The 19,011-nt window shown below is 66.9% G+C and carries 17 protein-coding genes and 3 tRNA genes; 4 read left to right on the top strand and 16 right to left on the bottom strand.

What is annotated here, in order from left to right; all coding sequences use genetic code 11:
- Position 1: 1 nt before the first annotated feature.
- Genes AC5P56_RS14690 through AC5P56_RS14675 form a run of 4 tightly spaced genes read right to left on the bottom strand, consistent with a single transcriptional unit; the run spans position 2 to position 5,143 of the window.
- Complete coding sequence (locus AC5P56_RS14690; RefSeq protein WP_014646605.1) at positions 2-664, bottom strand: MotA/TolQ/ExbB proton channel family protein; 663 nt, start codon at positions 662-664, stop codon at positions 2-4.
- 3 nt (positions 665-667) lie between these two features.
- Entirely contained in the window at positions 668-3,067 is a 2,400-nt protein-coding gene (locus tag AC5P56_RS14685) for a DNA internalization-related competence protein ComEC/Rec2 (protein ID WP_495231765.1), read from the bottom strand.
- A 59-nt stretch (positions 3,068-3,126) separates the two neighbouring features.
- On the bottom strand, positions 3,127-4,470 hold the full coding sequence (locus AC5P56_RS14680) for a sensor histidine kinase (protein ID WP_142234488.1): 1,344 nt from the start codon (positions 4,468-4,470) through the stop codon (positions 3,127-3,129).
- Between the two features lies 1 nt (position 4,471).
- Entirely contained in the window at positions 4,472-5,143 is a 672-nt protein-coding gene (locus AC5P56_RS14675) for a response regulator transcription factor (RefSeq protein ID WP_005415973.1), read from the bottom strand.
- A gap of 145 nt (positions 5,144-5,288) precedes the next feature.
- Here AC5P56_RS14675 and AC5P56_RS14670 point away from each other — a divergent pair, with 145 nt between their 5' ends.
- Positions 5,289-6,056 carry a MipA/OmpV family protein gene (locus tag AC5P56_RS14670; protein WP_032960877.1) on the top strand — a complete coding sequence of 256 codons (768 nt, stop codon included), beginning with the start codon at positions 5,289-5,291 and terminating at the stop codon, positions 6,054-6,056.
- A 29-nt stretch (positions 6,057-6,085) separates the two neighbouring features.
- Positions 6,086-6,370 (top strand): hypothetical protein, encoded by a 285-nt coding sequence (locus AC5P56_RS14665; protein WP_014646601.1) that lies wholly within the window; start codon positions 6,086-6,088, stop codon positions 6,368-6,370.
- Between the two features lie 87 nt (positions 6,371-6,457).
- Here the strand turns inward: AC5P56_RS14665 and AC5P56_RS14660 are convergent, their stop codons facing one another.
- Positions 6,458-6,598: a hypothetical protein gene (locus AC5P56_RS14660; RefSeq protein ID WP_162838510.1), complete on the bottom strand. Its 141-nt coding sequence runs from the start codon at positions 6,596-6,598 to the stop codon at positions 6,458-6,460.
- A 182-nt stretch (positions 6,599-6,780) separates the two neighbouring features.
- Between AC5P56_RS14660 and AC5P56_RS14655 the strand changes: the two genes are divergently transcribed.
- Positions 6,781-7,083 carry a hypothetical protein gene (locus AC5P56_RS14655; RefSeq protein ID WP_049442248.1) on the top strand — a complete coding sequence of 101 codons (303 nt, stop codon included), beginning with the start codon at positions 6,781-6,783 and terminating at the stop codon, positions 7,081-7,083.
- Between the two features lie 132 nt (positions 7,084-7,215).
- Here AC5P56_RS14655 and AC5P56_RS14650 read toward each other — a convergent pair.
- From AC5P56_RS14650 to uvrB, 3 genes are all read right to left on the bottom strand, one after another.
- Positions 7,216-7,290: transfer RNA gene (locus tag AC5P56_RS14650), tRNA-Val, on the bottom strand.
- A gap of 98 nt (positions 7,291-7,388) precedes the next feature.
- Positions 7,389-7,463: transfer RNA gene (locus AC5P56_RS14645), tRNA-Val, on the bottom strand.
- Positions 7,464-7,569: 106 nt separating this feature from the next.
- Positions 7,570-9,600: an excinuclease ABC subunit UvrB gene (gene uvrB / locus AC5P56_RS14640; protein WP_134808684.1), complete on the bottom strand. Its 2,031-nt coding sequence runs from the start codon at positions 9,598-9,600 to the stop codon at positions 7,570-7,572.
- Positions 9,601-9,728: 128 nt separating this feature from the next.
- Between uvrB and AC5P56_RS14635 the strand changes: the two genes are divergently transcribed.
- On the top strand, positions 9,729-10,274 hold the full coding sequence (locus AC5P56_RS14635) for a GspH/FimT family pseudopilin (protein ID WP_495231764.1): 546 nt from the start codon (positions 9,729-9,731) through the stop codon (positions 10,272-10,274).
- Between the two features lie 52 nt (positions 10,275-10,326).
- Here the strand turns inward: AC5P56_RS14635 and AC5P56_RS14630 are convergent.
- From AC5P56_RS14630 to ppnN, 8 genes are all read right to left on the bottom strand, one after another.
- A tRNA-Asn gene (locus AC5P56_RS14630) sits at positions 10,327-10,403 on the bottom strand.
- 47 nt (positions 10,404-10,450) lie between these two features.
- Positions 10,451-10,858 (bottom strand): type IV pilin protein, encoded by a 408-nt coding sequence (locus AC5P56_RS14625; protein ID WP_014646597.1) that lies wholly within the window; start codon positions 10,856-10,858, stop codon positions 10,451-10,453.
- 23 nt (positions 10,859-10,881) lie between these two features.
- Positions 10,882-14,649: a pilus assembly protein gene (locus tag AC5P56_RS14620; protein ID WP_049407951.1), complete on the bottom strand. Its 3,768-nt coding sequence runs from the start codon at positions 14,647-14,649 to the stop codon at positions 10,882-10,884.
- Positions 14,650-14,662: 13 nt separating this feature from the next.
- Complete coding sequence (locus tag AC5P56_RS14615; protein WP_046429812.1) at positions 14,663-15,184, bottom strand: pilus assembly PilX family protein; 522 nt, start codon at positions 15,182-15,184, stop codon at positions 14,663-14,665.
- Positions 15,185-15,189: 5 nt separating this feature from the next.
- Complete coding sequence (locus AC5P56_RS14610) at positions 15,190-16,347, bottom strand: PilW family protein (RefSeq protein ID WP_495231763.1); 1,158 nt, start codon at positions 16,345-16,347, stop codon at positions 15,190-15,192.
- A gap of 8 nt (positions 16,348-16,355) precedes the next feature.
- Complete coding sequence (gene pilV, locus AC5P56_RS14605; protein ID WP_046429810.1) at positions 16,356-16,853, bottom strand: type IV pilus modification protein PilV; 498 nt, start codon at positions 16,851-16,853, stop codon at positions 16,356-16,358.
- Complete coding sequence (locus AC5P56_RS14600; RefSeq protein WP_041863227.1) at positions 16,850-17,365, bottom strand: pilus assembly FimT family protein; 516 nt, start codon at positions 17,363-17,365, stop codon at positions 16,850-16,852. Before AC5P56_RS14600 ends, pilV begins: the two co-directional genes overlap by 4 nt.
- Before the next feature lie 161 nt (positions 17,366-17,526).
- Positions 17,527-18,915, bottom strand: a complete 1,389-nt coding sequence (gene ppnN, locus AC5P56_RS14595) for a nucleotide 5'-monophosphate nucleosidase PpnN (RefSeq protein ID WP_014036604.1) — start codon at positions 18,913-18,915, stop codon at positions 17,527-17,529.
- Positions 18,916-19,011 lie beyond the last annotated feature (96 nt).

Below are 19,011 nucleotides of genomic sequence, written 5' to 3'. Positions count from 1 at the left end.
ATCAGGCCTTCGCCGCAGCGGCGTTGGCCGGGCGCGCCGACGGGGACGGGTTCATCACCCCCGGGCGGCCGTCGAGCGTATCCAGCAGGGCGCTGGCCTCCTGTTCCATCTCCACCACGTAGCCGTGGATGCGGCCCTTGAAGTAGCGATGGAACATCAGTGCCGGGATGGCCACGATCATGCCGGTGGCGGTGCACACCAGGGCCTTGCCGATGCCACCGGCCAGCTGGTTCACATCACCCACGCCATGGTCGAGGATGCCCAGGAACATCTGGATCATGCCGATCACGGTGCCGAGCAGGCCCAGCAGCGGGCCAGCCGAAGCGATGGTGCCCAGCGCGTTGAGGAACCGCTCCATGCGGTGCACCAGGTGACGCCCGGTATCCTCGATGCGCTCGCGGATCTGGTCGCGCGGGCGGTTGCGGGCTTCCAGCGCGGCCGCCAGCAGCGCGCCCAACGGCGAGTTGGCACGCAGGGTCTGCAGGTGCGCCGGGTCAAGCTTGCCGCGCGCGGCCCAGTTGCGCACTTCCTGGCCGAGGCCGGGCGGCAGCACCTCCGTTCGCCGCAGGGACCAGAAACGCTCCAGGATGATCGCCAAAGCCAGTACGCCCAACAGCAGCAGCGGCACCATCGGCCAGCCACCGGCCTTGACCAGTTCCCACACGTTTCAACCCTCCGGCCCAACGGCCGCTTGTTCGATCGGCGATAGGATAGCAGCCGACCGCGCCCGCCCAGCGGCATCCCACCACCGGGATGCATGGATGCGCTGTTCACGCAGCTGCAGCCCTTGTGCGCCAAGCCATACGCGGATCGCCCCGGACTCCGCAGTGGACACCACCTCGGCGCCCTGTCCCTGCCAGCGCCGGACCACGTCCTGGCGCGGGTGGCCGAAACGGTTCTGGTGGCCGGCCGAGACCAATGCCAGCCGGGCTGACACCGCCGCCACCCAGGGCGCGCTGGAGCTGCCGCCACTGCCATGGTGCGGCACCAGCACCACATCCGCCTTCAGCGCCGCCGCAGACGCCCGCAACAGCGCCTGTTCGGCCGGACGGCCGATGTCCCCCGGCAACAGGACCACGCCATGGGCACCGGCCACGCGCAGCACGCAGCTGTCTTCGTTTTCGGCCCGCTGGCTGCCGGCATCCGGGTGCAGCACCTGGAAATCGACGCCATCCCAGTGCCAGCGCAGGCCGCGCTGGCAACGGCCGGCCCCGGCGATCGTACTTCCCGGCGGCGCCAGCAATGACAGCCCCGGCAGCTGAAGACGCAGGCTCGGCAGGTTGCCGGCATGATCGAGATCGTCGTGGCTGAGCAGCACCCGCTCGGGCGGCGCCTGGCCCAAGGCCCGCAGTGACGGAACCAGGATCCGCTCGCTGCCCTCGCCCCCGTTCGGCGGCCCCACGTCGTACCAGAGGGCATGCCGCGCAGTACGCAGCAACACCGCCGTGCCCTGGCCGACGTCATGCACCAGCAGCTCCAGCTCTCCCTCGGCCGGGCGCTCACGCGCCGGCCACAGCAGCGGCAGGCACAGCAGCAGGCCAGCCAGCCAGCCCCCGGCACCCCGTGGCAGCAGCCACCAGAACACCCCCAGCAGCGCCGCCGGCACTGCCCAGGCCGGCGCCTCGGCCAGCCACCACATCGCCTGCGGGTGCGCCGCCAGTGGCTGCAGGGCCTGCCAGCTGATCTCGAACAGCCACGCCGCCGCGCGCCACGCCCAGCACCCAGCACCGTCGTGCAGCGCCTGCAGGGCGGTGCCCAGCAGCGACAGGGGCACCACCAGCAATGTCCACCACGGGATGACCGGCAGGTTCACCAGCGGCCCCAGCCAGGCGGTGCCACCGAACAAGGCGATGCCCAGCGGCAACAGGCCGACGCTGGCCACCCCTTGTGCGGCCAGGAACCCGCGCAGGTTGGCGGCCACCCCGCGCGGACGTCCCTGCGGCAAGCACCACACCAGCCACAGTACGCCGCCGAAGCTGAGCCAGAAGCCCGCTGACAGCACCGACAGGGGCGCCGGCAGCAGCAGCGCCAGCGCCGCCAGCGCAAGCCCCTGCACGAGACCCAGCGGGCGCCGCCCGCTGCGCGCCAGGGCCACCAGCCCGATCATCAGTGCCGTGCGCACGGTCGGCAACTCACCACCGGCCAGCACCGCATAGCCCGCTGCGGACAGCGCCGCGGCGCAGGCCGCCGCCTGTGGACGTGGCCAATGCCGGGCCAGCAGGGGGCACAGCCACCACAGCCCTCGGCACAGCAACGCCCCCAGCCCCGCCACCACCCCGACATGAAATCCGGAAATGGCCACCAGATGGGTCAGCCCCAGCGCCCGCAGCTGATCCCAATCGGTGTCGGACAGGCCACGCGTGTCGCCCAGGGCGAGCGCCTGCACGAAACGGGCGGCCGGATGGGCCACTTGCAGCGCGATGGCGGCGCTGGTGCGCTCACGCCATGCCGGCAGGCCATGTCCGGCCTGCAGCTCACGCGCGCTGGCCGGCGCCCTCACCGTTCCAGTGCCGGCTACGCCACGCAGCAGCGCATGACGCTCACTGTCAAAACCCCCGGGATTGATCCGCGAGCGAGGGGCCCGCACACGCAGCGCCAGCTGCCACTGCGCACCGGCCAGGACCTGCCTGCGCCGCCCCTCGGCAGCGGCGCTGGACCTGCCTTGCCAGCCGTCGTTCCAGGTGACCTGCAGGCGCTTGCCGCGCAGCGATGGCAGTTCGCGGCTCTCGCTGACCTGCAGCAGGAAGCGGGTGTGCGCGGCCCGATGATCCGGCAGATCGATGACCCGGCCACTGACCACTACATCCCGAGCCGGTTGGCCCGGTGGCAGCTGGTCCTGCATTGCCCAGTGCCCGTGCATCGACGTCCATCCGGCACCGAGCAGCATGACCGCCGGCAGGCGCCCCCGCCATCGCAGGCCCCACCCGGCCATGCCAAGCACGATCATCACCGTGCAGACCCACAGCGGCGGCAGCTGCGACAGCTGCACGCAGCCCAACGCCCCCAGTGTGAGCGCCCCAGCGGTGCCACTGCCCAGCAAGGGAGACGGGGAGCGCTCGATGGCCATGAGGCCAGCCTGCCGCTGCCGGCGGCAGGTTGCCTATCGGGACTTGCCCCGCAAACGCGTCAGCGCCGCGCGCTGCCGCGATGGAAATTGACCCGGAAGCTTGCGCCGCCGCCCGCGGCCTCACCGACACTGACCGAGCCGCCATGGTGCTGCACGATCTCCTTCACCAGGTGCAGGCCAAGGCCACTGCCGCTGCCCGCCGCGCGCAGGCGATGGAACGGCTCGAAGATCGCCTCGCGGTCGCCTACTGGAATGCCCGCGCCCTGGTCGCTGACTTCCAGCAACCCGCGCGTGTCCAACCGCACACAGATGGTGCCACGGCCACCACCATGCACGATCGCGTTGTGTACCAGATTGGCAATCACCCGCCCCAGCGCCAGGCTGTCACCGTGGATCCACACCGGCGCTTCCGGCGCGTCCACTTCGAATCCATAGCCGGCGCCCACCACCAACGGCGCCAGGTCCGCGGCTGCCTCACGCACCAGCAGGGCCAGGTCCAGCCGCTGCAATGCGCCGACATTGCGGTCAAGCCGCTGCAGATCAAGCAGGTGCTCGGCAACATTGCCCAGCCGCGCCACGTCGGTCAGCAACTGCGATTTCAGCTCGCCCTGCGGCAGCTGCGACAGGCGCGCCTGCACCACGGCGATCGGCACGCGCAGCTCGTGCGCTGCGTCGGCAAGGAACTTGTCGCGCGCGGCGTAGCCCTGCTGCACCTTGTCGATGGCATCGTTGAACGCTTCCACCAGCGGCGCCACTTCCGTGGAGACCAGCCGCGCATCCAGCCGCGCACCGGGCTGGCCGATGTCCAGCTCCTTGGCCTGCTGCGCGGAACGGCGCACACCGCGCATGGCACGGTGGATCACGGTCGGCATCACCAGCAGGGTGACCACGATCAGTGGCAGGAAGAACCACAGGCCGATCAGGCGCAGCACCATCAGCGCACCGTCCAGCAGCCCGCCCTTGGGTGCTCCACCGACCATCACGGTGATGCGGCGCCCATCCTCGTTGCGGATCATCACCCGCGCCACGTCCAGGTAGGGCGGTACCAGCGAACCCAGCTCGGTGGCACCCACGGTCGGCAGCCGCGCGAGCATCGGCGCGTGGATCGCGGGGATGATGCCGCGCTCCAGCCACATGCCCTTGTCGTCCACCGCGGCGAACCAGAGATTTCCCCCGGCGTTGGCATCGAGCTTGTCCCAGCGCGCCTGGTCCAGCACCAGGCGGCCGTCTTCGCTGTGCACCGCCTTGGCCACCGCCTCGGCAACGAACATGTCCATGCCCCAGGAGTCCTTGTCACCCCAGGTCAGGATCAGCGCGACCACCGCGAACAGTACGGTGAAGGCCTGCGCCAGGAACAGGCGCCAGGCCAGGCCAAGGGTGATCGAACGGATCGGACGGGCCATCTCAGGCCTCCGCCAGCAGGTAGCCGACGCCCCGTATCACGTGGATCTCGACGCCGGCACCGGCCTGCTGCAGTGCCTTGCGCAGCTTGGAGATGTGCGCGTCGAGCGCATTGGACTGGATCTCATCGTCGAAACCGTACACCGCAGCCTCCAACGCACTGCGGGTGACCGTGCGCCCCTGCCGCATCGCCAATGCCTGCAGCACCAGTACCTGCCGACGTGGCAGCGCCAGAGGCTGGCCCTCCACCTGCGCCTGCAGCGATTCGAAATCGAACTCGAGGCGCCCCAGCCGCAGGCTCGGTGTCACCATCGCCGAAGGCCTGCGCGATACCGCGCGGATGCGCGCCATCAGTTCCTCGATCGCCACCGGCTTGACCAGATAGTCATCGGCACCGACGTCCAGGCCTTCGACCTTGTCCGACAGCGTGCCCTTGGCGGTCAGCATGATCACCGCCAGGTTCGGCCGCAGCGCACGCGCCGTCGCGACGAATCCGGCGCCATCGCCATCGGGCAGCTGGCGATCGAGCAGCAGCAGCTGGTGCACCGGTTCGCGCAACGCGAGCGCGGCCTCGGCCAGGCTGCCGACCACGTCGGCGACCACGCCCTGCCGCTCCAGGCCCGATTGCAGGGCGCGGGACAGATCAGGATCGTCTTCGACCAGGAGGATGCGCATCAGGAACTCGTCTGCCGGAAACGCTGCCGATCATAGTGCCTGGCGCCAGGGTTTTGCGCCCATGCGTGCCGATCACACCGGCGCAATGTTCTGACAATGTTGCCCCCTCACCATGCGCAGCCATCCTCCGCAACGTGGCTGATCGATGCCGTCGCTGTCCCCGACCCTGCTGCGCCCGCTGCTGTTCACCGCTGCCCTCGGCGTGCCGTTGCTCGCCCACGCTGCCGAGCAGAACCCGGGCGTACAGGCCGGCATCAGCGCTGGCGCGACCTCCGGTGCGTACGCGCACTACGACGTCAAACCGCTGGTGGTACCGGCCATTGCCTGGCAGGGCGAGCGCTTCTTCGCCAGCCCCGGCTCGCTGGGCATGTACCTCTACAAGGGCCAGGGACTGCGCCTGTCGGCAGCGGTCACGCCCTACACGCTGCGCTTCAAGACCGACGACGTGAACGATGCTCAGCTGCGCCGCCTGCACAGCCGGCAGATGTCGGCCATGGCCGGCATCAACGGCGAGTACAGTGCCGACTGGGGCATGGTCGAGGCCAGCGTGATGCGAGAAGTGACCGGCCATGGCGGCGGTTTCGAGTCGCGCCTGCATTACAGCTACCCGATCCAGGCGGGTCGCTTCACCTGGGTGCCGCGGGCGGGCGTGGTGCACTCCAGTGCACGGCTGCTCGACTACTACTACGGCATCAGCGATGAAGAAGCCCTGCGCTCGGGCCTTGCCGCCTACCGCCCCGGCAGCACCACGTCGCCGAGCCTGCAGATCGCGGTCAGCACGCCACTGGGCACCAAATGGCGCGCCACCGGCGTGGTGGCCAACCAGTGGTTCGGTGATGCAGTGAAGGACAGCCCGATGGCACGACGTGGCACGCAGACGTCGGCCTTCGTTTCCCTGATGCGCTCGTTCTGAGCGAGCGCCCCCTACGGACAAGGACCCCCATGGCCTCCGTCTCCTCCGCCACCGAAGCCCACGCGATCCTGCGCGCGCCCGACCTGGACAGCGCCGAGCGCGTCTATCTGGGACTGATGCCCGACCTTGAACATGTGAATGCACTGGCACGCCGTGCAGTGGGCCTGTCACGCGTTGCCGACGCGGCACGCGGCTATGCGTTGTCGATGACCCTGGTTGGACTGCGCCTGCAGGAACTGGAGATGGGCGAGCCGACGGCCAGGGAGCACCGCCAGGCAACCCTGCGCAGCCTGCGCCAGGCCTTCAGCGCCTGACGGCACATGCACGGACACTGCCGCCGCACCCTTGCCGCGGCACCCGTATTCACTGCATCAGCAGCCAAGCCCACGCGGTAGCGTCGCTCAGCGCAGCGTGGTCCACGCCAGCAGCGCGCACAGGATCGCCACCCAGATCACTGCCTTGAACGTGCCTTCCAGCATGTTGCCGCCGAACAGGCGTTCCAGGAACGGATTGGGCCTGGACACCGGGACGTGATCGCTCATGCGGCAGCTCGCTGAAGTGACGGCGCGGTTGCGCGGTAGCGCCGAGTCTACGCCTGCGCGTCCCGGATTCATCGCCGCCTGCCCGCCTTTGGCGGCGCAATCCCCGTCTTCGTCGCAGGCCGGCTGCGGTGCCCGGCCGGCCATGCCAGCCTGCACGCACTTTCCCGCTGGAGCACCGTGCCATGCCGATGCTTGCCCTGGTCCTGCTGTTCTCCAGCCTGTTCGGCGACGGCAGCGGGCCCACCGAGGATGCCCTACGCAGCCAGATCCTGCGCACCGAAGGACCGCAGGACACGCATGAAGCGCTGCCCCTGCAGCTCTATCGCCTGCGCCAGGACCGCGTGCTGCGCCTGGGCAGCCAGCAACTGGCAGGCGACCATGGCGGCAGCCCGAATGCTGCGCTGGCCCGGGCAGGTGTAGCGCAGCTGTGGGAACGCGTCGATGGCCACTGGCGGATCCAGCGTTCGATCACCATCACCCACTGATTTCACGCCACTGAACCTGCAGGAATGTGGCTTCGCGGGAACGCCGGGGTCCTGCCCCTGGAAAGAAAAAAAGCCGGCCCCAGGGCCGGCTTTCATCGTTTCCACCGCTTCACCGGCAACGCCGGGAACAGGTGGTGGGCGGTACAGGGTTCGAACCTGTGACCCCTACCATGTCAAGGTAGTGCTCTACCGCTGAGCTAACCGCCCATCTTGTTCTTGCCGCCCGAAGGCTGGCCTTGTTACGTAAAAACCCGGCGCCAGGGCCGGGCTTTGCAGTTCACGAGAGCCCTTTTGCGAGGACTTCGTGGTGGGCGGTACAGGGTTCGAACCTGTGACCCCTACCATGTCAAGGTAGTGCTCTACCGCTGAGCTAACCGCCCGTTTTGCTTCTGCATTTCCGCGATTGCGTCGGTGCAGGCCGCGTATATTACGGATGCCGGCAGGGAAGCGCAACACTTTTGTGAAGATGATGCTGCACTGCCGCGTTCAGCCCAGGCTGGCTTCCTTCAGCTGGCGGATCTGGTCACGCACGCGCGCGGCATCCTCGAATTCCAGATCCTTGGCGTGCTGGTACATCTGCTGTTCCAGCGCCTTGAGACGGACAGCCAGCTGCGCCGGCGACAGCGAACGATAGTCGGTCGCCTCTTCGGCCACGCCCGCCCGGCCCTTGCCCTTGCCCTTGCCCTTCTTGGCTTCCTTCTCCGCGGCATCCGAACGCGCGCCCTCGAGGACGTCGACGATCGGGCGCGCCACCGAACGCGGCACGATGCCATGTTCTTCGTTGTACTCGACCTGCTTGGCGCGGCGGCGGTCGGTTTCATCGATCGCCGCCTGCATCGAACGGGTGATCCGGTCGGCATACAGGATCGCCTTGCCGCGCACGTTGCGGGCGGCGCGGCCGATGGTCTGGATCAGCGAGCCGGTGGAGCGCAGGAAACCCTCCTTGTCGGCATCGAGGATCGCCACCAGCGATACCTCGGGCATGTCCAGGCCTTCGCGCAGCAGGTTGATGCCGACCAGAACGTCGAACTTGCCCAGGCGCAGGTCGCGGATGATCTCCACACGCTCGACAGTGTCCACGTCCGAGTGCAGGTAACGCACGCGGATGCCATGCTCGGTGAGGTATTCAGTGAGGTTTTCAGCCATGCGCTTGGTCAGCGTGGTGACCAGCACGCGGTCGCCCGCCTTGATGCGCGCGTTGGCCTCGCTCATCAGGTCGTCGACCTGGGTACCCACCGGCCGGATCTCCACCACCGGGTCGATCAGGCCGGTCGGGCGCACCACCAGTTCGGTGATCTCGTCTCCGGCCTCGCGGTATTCATACGGACCCGGCGTGGCCGACACGTAGATGCTGCGCGGGCAACGCTCCTCCCATTCCTCGAAACGCAGCGGACGATTGTCCAGCGCGGACGGCAGGCGGAAGCCGAACTCGACCAGGGTTTCCTTGCGCGAGCGATCGCCCTTGAACATGGCGCCGATCTGCGGAATGGTCACATGCGATTCGTCGATGACCAGCAGCGCATCGGCCGGCAGGTAGTCGAACAGGGTCGGCGGCGGCTCGCCGGCGGCCTTGCCGGTCAGGTGCCGGGAGTAGTTCTCGATGCCGTTGCAGTAACCGACCTCGGCCATCATCTCCAGGTCGAACTGGGTGCGCTGCGCCAAACGCTGCGCCTCCACCAGCTTGTTCTGCGCGTACAGCTGCTCCAGCCGCTCCTTCAGCTCCACCTTGATCGTCTCGATCGCCGCCAGCACGCGTTCGCGCGTGGTCGCATAGTGGGTCTTCGGATACACGGTGAAGCGCTGCATGTTGCGCAGCGTCTCGCCGGTCAGCGGATCGAACAGGGTGATCTTCTCGACCTCGCCATCGAACAGCTCGAGGCGCAGCGCTTCACTGTCCGACTCGGCCGGGAACACGTCGATCACTTCGCCGCGCACGCGGAAGGTGCCGCGCTGCAGTTCGTACTCATTGCGCGTGTACTGCAGCTGGGTCAGGTGGTTGATCAGGTCGCGCTGGTCGATGCGCTCGCCCTTGGACAGGATCAGGCGCAGCGACAGGTAGTCTTCCGGCGCGCCCAGGCCATAGATCGCCGACACCGTCGCCACCACGATCGCGTCCGGGCGCGACAGCAGGGTCTTGGTCGCGGCCAGCCGCATCTGCTCGATATGTTCATTGATCGAACTGTCCTTCTCGATGAAGGTGTCCGACGACGGCACGTAGGCTTCCGGCTGGTAGTAGTCGTAATAGCTGACGAAATACTCCACCGCGTTGTGCGGGAAGAACGCCTTGAATTCGCCATACAGCTGCGCCGCCAGCGTCTTGTTCGGCGCCATGATCAGCGTCGGCTTCTGAATGTTCTGGATGACGTTGGCGATGGTGTAGGTCTTGCCCGAGCCGGTCACGCCCAGCAGGGTCTGCTTGGCGATGCCGGCCTCGAAGTTGCTGGTCAGCTTCGCGATGGCATCGGGCTGGTCGCCCGCCGGCGAATACGGCGAGACAAGTTCAAAACTGTCGCTCATGGTGTTGCCAGTTCCCGGGAAGGATGAGTATACGGGGCGAGGGGTGACGGCTGGCTGAGGGGTGGCCGGGCAGCCCGCCACGGGGATTCCCGATGGCGGCCGCGCAGCCGGGCGCGGAGGCTGGATGCATGCACCCGACCAATGCCCCCTGCCCCCTCGGCCCCCGCTCTGCGCGGGGCGTGCACCTGACCGAACTGCTGGTGGTCATCGCCGTGCTGGCGGTGCTGCTGGCGGCGTCCTGCCCGGCGCTGCAGCCTTTGCTGCTGCGGCAACGCGCCGATGCACTACAACTGACCCTGCACGCCAGCCTGGCCGGCGCGCGCAGCGAGGCATTGCGCAGACGCGAGCTGATCGGCCTCTGCGCCAGTATCGACGGCCTGCACTGCAGCGACGACTGGAGCGCCGGCTGGATCATCTACCGCAGTGGCGACCAGCGCGGGGAGCCAACGTCGCCGGAGGCGATCCTGAACCATCACACCGGGCGCTCGGACATATCGATCCTTGCCCAGGCCAGCAGCGGGCGGCCCCAGCTGTTCTTCCAGGCAGACGGACGCAGCCCAGGGGCCAACCTGACCCTGCGCATCTGCGCGGGCAACCGGCTGCACGGTGCGTTGATCGTCAACAATGGCGGCCGCGTGCGAAGTGAACGCGTGGACCGCGATACGCCCTGCTGACTGCCTGCGCAGAAAAGCAAAAGCCGCGATTTCTCGCGGCTTTTGCAGTGTCTGGCGCCCGAAGTTGGACTCGAACCAACGACCCCCTGATTAACAGTCAAGTGCTCTAACCGGCTGAGCTATTCGGGCGGGGAGGCGCATTGTACTGGTCGATTACAGGAAGATCAACACCTGTTTCACCAGCAACTGGCAACGCCACCGTCGGCCGTCTTGCGGTTGGCCTGGTCCACGCTCATCGTGCCGCAGCTGTCCTTGGCCTGCGTGCCCTGCGGGGTGGCGGTGATGGTGAAGCTGGTGCCATCCCCCTTGTAGTCCAGGTTGTAGCGCACGGTACCACCATCACGGGGCGACACCTTGGTCGGCAGCGCGTAGCCGGTGTAGGAGTTGTTGCTGGTGTGGTAGCGCTCGGCGCGCTGTGCGTACTCAGCTAGGTCCGCCTTCACCACGGCACGATGCGATCGGCGCACGTATTCCTGATAGGACGGAATGGCGATCGCCGCCAGGATGCCGATGACGATCACCACGATCATCAATTCGATCAGCGTAAAGCCAGCCGCGCGGCGAGGCATGTGAGTGTGCAGCATGAGCGTGGATCCTCGCACTGGGGTTACTGGAGCTGGCGCCAGGACTGGCGACCGCAAGGGTAAGGCAGATACAGCGACTGGCTGCCCGCCGCGCCGACGGCCATCCAGCAGGAGCTGCCTCCGGGCGGCGCCTTGTTGTCCGTCGGACGCGGCAGCACCGACAGCGAAACGTCACGGACCGGCGCAGTTCCTCCGGTCTTCAACGCGATGGCGGCGGTCGCTGCCCCGGGCCGGCTGCCGGTCGGCGAGCCATAGCGCACGTTCTCCAACATCGGCAAGCCGCTGATCGACGACAGCCCGAACAGCCAGTTCGAACCGCTGGTCGAACAGCCTACCGACTGCATGTTGGGCACGTAGGTCGGCATGAAGACGATGCCACTGACCAGGATCGGGTTGCCCACCGCACGCTCGCCATTGCCGGCAGGCAGCTGGATCATCCAGCCCCGGGCATTTGCCGGGGCCGTCCCCGCCGTGATCTTGCGTTCATCAACGCCTGCAGTGGCGGCCGCGGCCGTGTACGGGACCAGGTTGGCAGCGGTCACCGTCGAGGTCACCGTCTTCCCCGACAGATCGTTCACGGCGTACAGCGCCTGCTGCGCCTTGTCATCCTTGTCGCTGGTGAAGGAGAAGCTGCCGGTGCCGAAATAGAGCATCACGCCGCCCGAAGGACCGGTGGCAGCAGTCATGCCACCGGTGATCGGCTGGCGGTAGGTCTTGGTGGAGGAGTCCTGGGCAACCTGGCTGGTGAACATCGGCACGGTCAGCGTGGTGTTCGCACTGCTGGTCAGGTCGAACTTCCACACGGCGCCACGCTGATCGGCGGCATAGACGGTGTCGGCCAGTCCATCACGGCCGCGCGCATCCTGGTTGGTACCGGTCCAGCGATCGACAACCACAACATTGCCCAGTCCGTTACTCCCGGAGATGCCGGCGCCTGACGTACCCTCGACGGCTTCGATCATCCGGATGTCGCCACTGGCCATGTCGACCACGAACAGCACCGCCTTGCCATTGGCGCTGCCGTACCCATTGCCGAAGATCGCCTTCCAGGCGACGCCGGTGCCGCTCTTCACCGGCACGATCACCGGCTTGCCCAGCACGAATCCGATGTTGTTGCGCACCTCGTCCCTCAGCGACGCGTTGATGTCGCTGATTTCCCACAGCACGTTGCCGGTGCCGAAGCTGCCCGGCGTGGTGACGTCCAGCGCGAACACCGAACGGCCACCTGCACCCGTGGTGCCTACCAGGCTGGTCTGCCACGCGGTGCCGTTGTAGGTATCGGCCACGGCAATCGGGCCATCGACGTAATAGCGGTGGCGGAAGGTCTGGTCGGCCGTATCGGACTTGTAGGGGAACAGCAGGTTGGCCATGTGCCCCAGCGCGGTGGCCGGGATGTAGGCAAAGCTCTCCGTGCCGCCGGTGCCGTCCTGCTTGGCATCGGCCTTCATGCCGCCATCGAAGGCGTGCAGCATGCCGTCATTGGCACCGACATAGACCATGTACCGCTGGGACTTGGCCTTGGTCGCCAGGTAGTCGGTGTAGCTCTTGGCGTAGGTGCCGCCGAGCTGGCGGTACCCGTAGTCGTCCAGCGGCGAGCTGACCACCGGCGCCGAATTGACGATGTCACCCAGCGGCGTGGTCCGGTCACGATACTTGCCGCCGTTGCGGACCTCGGTGGAGCTGTCGGCACTGAGATAGTTGATGGCACTGGCCAGATCGGCCTTGATCGTCGTCAGCTTGTCGGTGGAGCAGACCAGCATCGACGCGTACTTGCCGTCGGGTTTGCTGCACAGATCCTGCAGGCTGATACGGGCACTGTTGAAGTCCACCGGCGAACCCAGCTTGTTGGCCACGATCCGGCGGCCGGACGACGTCAGGCGGCTGGAGGCTTCCCACACCTCGGTGAGCTCCGCGACCTGGTCGGCGTTGACCTTGACGCTGGCCGCAGTCAGCTTGCTCGACCAGTCGGTGCCGCTGTTGGTGATGTCATAGCGTGGGGTGACCGCCAGTGAGCCGGTGCCGATGCGCGCACCACTGATACCGATCGTGCCTGAAGGCGACGCACCACCACTGATCGAGGACAGCACCCGACGCATGGCCTCGGTGACGTCCGCCGGGGTCTGCGCGTTGATGAATTCGCCACGGCTGTTGACGGCCGCATGCCACAGCTCATCGATGACGGTACCGTCATCGACGTCCAGCGGATTGCCATTGCCGGCCCAGTTCGGCGCCGTCTTGTACGGATCGGCGGTTGCGGCCTGGTTGACGCCGTAGATCTTGCCCTGCGCGCCCAGGGTCACGCCGTAGAAGTTCATGTGCAGGTCGGTCTGGCAGTCCAGGCGCTTCCAGTCCGGGCTGCTCTTGTCCAGGGAGCTGCACTTGTCACTGACCGGCACCTGCCCCGCCGGGAAGCTGGTCCCGGTGCGCAGGGGGGTCCGGGCGCCTGCATAAGCCGCCGCGGCGATGTCGGCGATGGTATTGCTGTAGCCGTCGGAGAACGGAATGGACGGCAGGTGGGTCGAGTTCACCGAGTCGGCGTCACCGAAGGACGCGCTCGGTGCATTGCCGGAGTTGGTGTAGCCATCGGTGAACAGCATGCCGCCATTACGCTGGCAGGCCAGCTGCACGGGGGCATCGGCGTCGGTACGACGGAACTGGTCGACCAGATACTCCACCGCGCGACGGTTGGGCGTGCCGCCGTTGGCCGTCAGCGCATAAATCTGCTTGTAGAGGTCAGCTCGGTTGGTGACCATGTCATACATGGTCGCGTTGCTGAGCTTGTTGATGGTGAAGTAGCCCACCCGCATCGTATCCACGCTCACCAGGGCGGCGGTCGACGAACCGACGATGGCCAGCACGCGGTTGCGGTGATACTGGAACCAGTTGGCGAAATTCTGGATCGCGGCGTTGTAGGCGGCCGGACTCGAGTAATTGCCCGGCTTGATCTGGTAGCGACGCAGGTTGCAGCCCGGACCACAGGCACCGGTAATCACTGGGCGACTGGCGTCGTCGGTCTTGTATCCGTCCGGTGCAGGCGCTGCAGCCGGCAGGTAGAAGGTCGCCGGAAAATAACTGATGGAGTATGTGGTATTGCCGGTGTTGCTGATCGCGGCGGTCTTCCATCCACCATCCCACCAGCTGTCGACATAGTATTCATTGCCGGTACCGGAAAGGTCGGGAATCCGCATGCCGTTGACGAACTGGAACTTTTCCGACGTGTCGGCCCGATTGACGGTCATGTTGTACACGGCGTTGTAGCCGCGCTGGCCGGACCGGGGATCGGCGCGGGTCTGGGTGATGGAGGCATCTGCCCACAGCGTGCCATCGGCATTGGTCCACGGCCGATAGGTCACTGCCGGGTTGAAGTAACTGGCGTTGTAGACATGCGAACGCGCGAAGCCGTAGATATCCAGCGGCGGAATGGCGCGGCCTGGCGAGTATTCCTTGTTGAACTCCGCGTGCGGATACAGGTAGAGGTAACAGTCCACCGAGTTGCTGGCGCACGCCGAGCCCACGCTGAAGAAGCTTCCATCGTTGTTGAAGAAGCTGTTGGTGTTGCTGTTCCAGCGCATGCGGCCGTCACCACCGGGGAACATGCGTTCGAAGTTCATCGAACCCGAATCGTCCACCGCCATGATGAACGCCGGTGTCGCGCGCGTCTGCACGTTCATCGGCTCCTGTGCCAGCACGCCCTGCGCCTGTGCGGCAAACAAGGTATGCGCCAGATAGCCGCCAGCGGCCAAGACGGCAAGGCCAACGCCTGCCAGGATCCTGCGGTTGCGAGTGTTCATGGGCTCCCCACCCTCACAGCTTGAATACGGTATCGATCGCCGCACGCGACGTCGCATCACTGGTGGTATCACCGGCATAGGTCGTGATCTGGTAGACCGGCGTCGGCTTCTCCACCGACTTGCCCATGTCCAGCGCACCCTCCCCCTGGATGCAGCCCTGGATCTCACGGACATAGATGGCCGGCTTGCTGCCCAGCTTGGTTTTCGCGACCCAGGCCGAGGGGTCGAAGCCGTCATCGCACTGCTGGTTGATGTCGGAGGAGGCCACGGCCGGATTGGCGCCGGCATCCTTGCGGTTGGCGATGTTCTCCACGGCGTTCTCGGCGCTGCGTGCCGCGCCTTCCGCGTTCTGGAGCGCCATGTTGGTCGCCCGGTAGCCGGCCGCCATGCGTTCCTGCATGCCGGCCACCTGCATGCCGATCACGCCCAGCAGGGCCAGCAGCACCAGCATGATCAGCGCGACATAGAGAACGGCACCCTGCTGTCGTGCCTGGGCAACGAAGGGACGGCGTCGGGAGGAAGGATGAGTGCGCATGGTCGTCAGTTCCCGAACAAGCGGTTGCGCAGCGCAACGGACGCTTCATAGGCGCCACGATGGCGCTGGTCGTAAGGATCGGCCGGGGCAAAGCCCACCCCGAGGATGGCCGGATACGTGGCCGCACTGCCCGGCGCTTCGGCCGACGCACGCTGCGGACTGCGCGCCAGCAGGCCGACCTGCACCATGCCGACGCGGCGCCACTGCCCTGCGGCGGTGGCATCGGTACCGGTACTGACCGCACTGGCCACGCGCTGGTCGACGATGCGACCGGTCGGCGGCGTGGGCAGGGCGATATCCGGGGTGGCATCCAGTCCGTACAGGAACTGCATGTTCTCGATGCCTTCCACCAGCTCCTCGCCATCGGCGTAGCCGCCGGCGCCATTCGCGCGTGCCCGGTAAAGCGCCGGCTCGCCATTGGGATTGGTCGCGATGTAGTACGCCATGCCATCGGCGCGATACAGCATGGTCATCGCGTTGTTGATCGAATAGTTGCTCAGGTCGACCTTGTCCACCTTCAAGGTCGAACCGCTGATGGTGGCGGGGAAGACGTCGGCACGGGTGCAGTCGGCTATGCCGAAGACCGTCGGCGTACCTGCGGCGTTGCCCTTCAGTCGGGCCATGCCATCACTGGAGACGGTCAGCGTGGTCGCACCCGCGGCCACGGAGATGCCGGTCACCACGGCCCCTTCCGGACTCATCAGGCGCAGCACAAGGATGTCGCTGCCAGGCAACGGCGCCGGCTTGAGGTTGGTGATGCTCTTCGGTACCGACTGCGCCGCGCTCCACGCACGGCCCAGCGTCAGCGTGGCGCCCGGCGCCGTACCTGCTGCCTCATACCCCTGCACCGGAACCGAGAAATCCTGCGGGTCGCCACTGCCCGAGCTGATGCCCAGGTGATAGCCGATATCGCCGGTGTTCTTGACCACGTGGGCCTGGTCGTTGACGCAGCCGAAGTGGCCGGCCATGCGCAGGTCACGCTGCAGGAAATCCAGCGCGAAGCGCGCGTTCTCCTGGGTACGGGCCGCGCCTTCGGACAGCCGCGACGCCGCACGCGAGGCGATGAAGATCTGGGTGACGCCCAGCATCAGGACCAGGCCGATGACCATGGCGATCATCAGTTCGATCAGCGACAGGCCTCGGGCTCGCGAAATTGGACTCATGGGCGCGTTCACAGGAAGGTCGTCAGGCCGAAGGTGGTAAGGCTGTCGGGATCCTTCGGATCCCAGCGCTGGTCACCCCAGCTGATGGCCACGGTGACCTGGCCGGTGCTCTGCACGAAGGTCACCTGCGCGCTGGCCTTCTCGCCCAGCGTGCGCGCGACCTCGCACTGCCAGCGCGCCACGTTCGTCTTCGGCGTCACGGCAGCGCCGGTCGGCCAGGCGCAGACGCCGCTGGGCTTCACCGAGCCGGCCGAGAACGAGGCCGAGGAGTAGGCGCCACCGGCCAGGGTATCGGTGCGCTGGGCGCGCATCAGTTCGATCAGGTCGTTGGCCAGGTTGGTCGCCTGGGTGCGGTAGTTTGCGCTCTGCACGAAGCGGACGTTGGTGGTCTGCAGCAAGGCAAAGCCCAGCAGCCCGAACGCCAGGATCAGCACCGCCACCATCACTTCGATCAGGCTGAAGCCACCCTGCGACGAGCGCGGGCGGGCCAGGTTGCGGCGGCTCATGAGCAGGCTCCCTTGGTCACCCGGACCTGGCCGGATTGGTTGATCGTCAACGTGCTTTTCGATTCACCGGCCTTGCACGCATCCGGCGACAGCACCAGGGTCTGATCAGCGACCGCCCTGCGCCGGCCGCGCCCGTCGAAGGCGATGACCGCGCCCGGTGGGCCGACTACGCTCAGCTGCGGATTGCCCTGAGAAAAGCGCAGCGCGACGTCATTGCTGCCCATCTGGCCGTCGCCATCCAGGTCCGACCAGGCCAGCACACCCTTGGACCAGTCGCCATCACAGGCCTTGCCATCGGCGCTGCCACAGACACCGCCACCGTTGCTGTTGCGGATGCCTTCGCTGCGGGCCAGGTTGGCCAGCGCGATCAGTTCATTGTTGGCGGTCGCCAGCCGGTTCGAGCGGATCATCCCGCGGAAGCTCGGATAGGCGATCGACGCCAGGATCACGAAGACGGCCAGCGTGACCATCAGTTCAACCAGCGTGAAACCGTTTTGCCGGCGCAAAGACATTGGACGCTCCCCAGCGTGTTGGTGGCCACGATGGGCCATCGTCCCGCCACCGGCAAGCGGCGGCAGGATGAACGGTCAATCCGGGGCGACGGGCGTCAAAGGCTTGACGACCCGCCCTCCCCTGCCCGTGCCGGCGCGATCCCCATCGCGCCGGCCCGGGTTCAGGCCAGCACCTGGTAGCAGGGCTGGTATTCGCCGGAGATCTTCATCCGGCGCTGCTCGACGAAGGCGCGCAGCAGCGCATCCAGCGCCTGCATCATGTCCGGGTCCCCGTGGATCTGGAACGGCCCGAACTGCTCGATGCGGCGCATGCCGTCCTCCTTCACGTTGCCGGCGACGATGCCCGAGAACGCCCGGCGCAGATCGGCCGCCAGCGCGTGCGGCGCACGCCCGTGGTGCAGGTCCAGCGCGGCCATCGCCTCGTGGGTCGGCACGAACGGCTGCTGGTACTCCCACGGGATCTCGATCGACCAGTTGAAGAAGAACGAGTCCTTCTGCGCCAGGCGGTGCTCGCGCACGCGCTTGATGCCGTTGGCCATCTTCTTGGCCACCGCGACCGGGTCACCGATGATGATCTCGTAGCGCTCGGCAGCCTCATCACCCAGGGTCAGGCGGATGAAGCGGTCGATCTGCTCGAAGTACGGCGCCGCCACGGTCGGGCCGGTCAGGATCAGCGGGAACGGCAGGTCCTTGTTCTCCTCGCGCAGCAGGATGCCGAGCAGGTACAGGATCTCTTCGGCAGTGCCGACGCCGCCGGCGAACACGATGATGCCGTGGCCGATGCGGACGAAGGCCTCAAGGCGCTTCTCGATGTCCGGCATGATCACCAGGTGGTTGACGATCGGGTTCGGCGACTCGGCCGCAATGATGCCCGGCTCGGTGAGGCCGATGTAGCGCGTGACGGTGCGGCGCTGCTTGGCATGGGCGATGGTCGCACCCTTCATCGGGCCCTTCATCGCACCCGGACCGCAGCCGGTGCAGATGTCCAGGCCGCGCAGGCCCAGCTCGTAACCCACCTGCTTGGTGTACAGGTACTCGTCGCGCGAGATCGAATGGCCGCCCCAGCACACCACCAGGTTCGGATCGCCCGGGTTGAGGATGCGCGCATTGCGCAGCAGGCCGAACACCGCGTTGGTGATGCCCTCGGACGACTCCAGCTCGGCCGCGTAGGCCGGGCCCATCTCGATGGCCATGTAGGCCAGGTCGCGCACGACGGCGAACAGCAGTTCGGCGACACCGCGGATGATCTCGCCGTCGACGAAGGCCATCGCCGGTGCGTTGACCAGGTCGATGCGCACGCCGCGATCCTGCTGCGCCACCTGGATGTCGAAATCAGGGTAGAGGTCGCGCGCCGCGCGCGGATCGTCCGAAGCGCTGCCGCTGGTCAGCACAGCCAGCGCGCAGCGGCGCAGCAGCTCATGCATGCCGCCGGCGGAGGCATCGCGCAGGCGTGCGACCTCGGCGCGCGACAGCACATCCAGCCCACCGCGCGGGTAGATCCGCGCATCCTGCACCGGCAGTGCACGGGCTGATTTTTCGTTCGTGGTCATATCCAATTTTTCGCTTCCTTCAAGGTTTCCGACTGTACTGCCGCCCCCTTAAAAAGCAAAACGGCCGGGAAGCCCGACCGTTGGATGTGTGCTGCC

Source organism: Stenotrophomonas sp. YJH_SMC_131, assembly GCF_059367975.1.
Note: the sequence above shows the minus strand (reverse complement) of the source record. Positions and strands in the feature narration are given on the sequence as shown.

What these genes read in the sequence shown, in the direction of transcription:
- AC5P56_RS14685 (WP_495231765.1), bottom strand. Translation starts at nt 3,067, where the DNA reads ATGGCCATCGAGCGCTCCCCGTCTCCCTTGCTGGGCAGTGGCACCGCT.
- AC5P56_RS14680 (WP_142234488.1), bottom strand. Translation starts at nt 4,470, where the DNA reads ATGGCCCGTCCGATCCGTTCGATCACCCTTGGCCTGGCCTGGCGCCTG.
- AC5P56_RS14675 (WP_005415973.1), bottom strand. Translation starts at nt 5,143, where the DNA reads ATGCGCATCCTCCTGGTCGAAGACGATCCTGATCTGTCCCGCGCCCTG.
- AC5P56_RS14670 (WP_032960877.1), top strand. Translation starts at nt 5,289, where the DNA reads ATGCCGTCGCTGTCCCCGACCCTGCTGCGCCCGCTGCTGTTCACCGCT.
- AC5P56_RS14665 (WP_014646601.1), top strand. Translation starts at nt 6,086, where the DNA reads ATGGCCTCCGTCTCCTCCGCCACCGAAGCCCACGCGATCCTGCGCGCG.
- AC5P56_RS14660 (WP_162838510.1), bottom strand. Translation starts at nt 6,598, where the DNA reads ATGAGCGATCACGTCCCGGTGTCCAGGCCCAATCCGTTCCTGGAACGC.
- AC5P56_RS14655 (WP_049442248.1), top strand. Translation starts at nt 6,781, where the DNA reads ATGCCGATGCTTGCCCTGGTCCTGCTGTTCTCCAGCCTGTTCGGCGAC.
- uvrB (WP_134808684.1), bottom strand. Translation starts at nt 9,600, where the DNA reads ATGAGCGACAGTTTTGAACTTGTCTCGCCGTATTCGCCGGCGGGCGAC.
- AC5P56_RS14635 (WP_495231764.1), top strand. Translation starts at nt 9,729, where the DNA reads ATGCACCCGACCAATGCCCCCTGCCCCCTCGGCCCCCGCTCTGCGCGG.
- AC5P56_RS14625 (WP_014646597.1), bottom strand. Translation starts at nt 10,858, where the DNA reads ATGCTGCACACTCACATGCCTCGCCGCGCGGCTGGCTTTACGCTGATC.
- AC5P56_RS14620 (WP_049407951.1), bottom strand. Translation starts at nt 14,649, where the DNA reads ATGAACACTCGCAACCGCAGGATCCTGGCAGGCGTTGGCCTTGCCGTC.
- AC5P56_RS14615 (WP_046429812.1), bottom strand. Translation starts at nt 15,184, where the DNA reads ATGCGCACTCATCCTTCCTCCCGACGCCGTCCCTTCGTTGCCCAGGCA.
- AC5P56_RS14610 (WP_495231763.1), bottom strand. Translation starts at nt 16,347, where the DNA reads ATGAGTCCAATTTCGCGAGCCCGAGGCCTGTCGCTGATCGAACTGATG.
- pilV (WP_046429810.1), bottom strand. Translation starts at nt 16,853, where the DNA reads ATGAGCCGCCGCAACCTGGCCCGCCCGCGCTCGTCGCAGGGTGGCTTC.
- AC5P56_RS14600 (WP_041863227.1), bottom strand. Translation starts at nt 17,365, where the DNA reads ATGTCTTTGCGCCGGCAAAACGGTTTCACGCTGGTTGAACTGATGGTC.
- ppnN (WP_014036604.1), bottom strand. Translation starts at nt 18,915, where the DNA reads ATGACCACGAACGAAAAATCAGCCCGTGCACTGCCGGTGCAGGATGCG.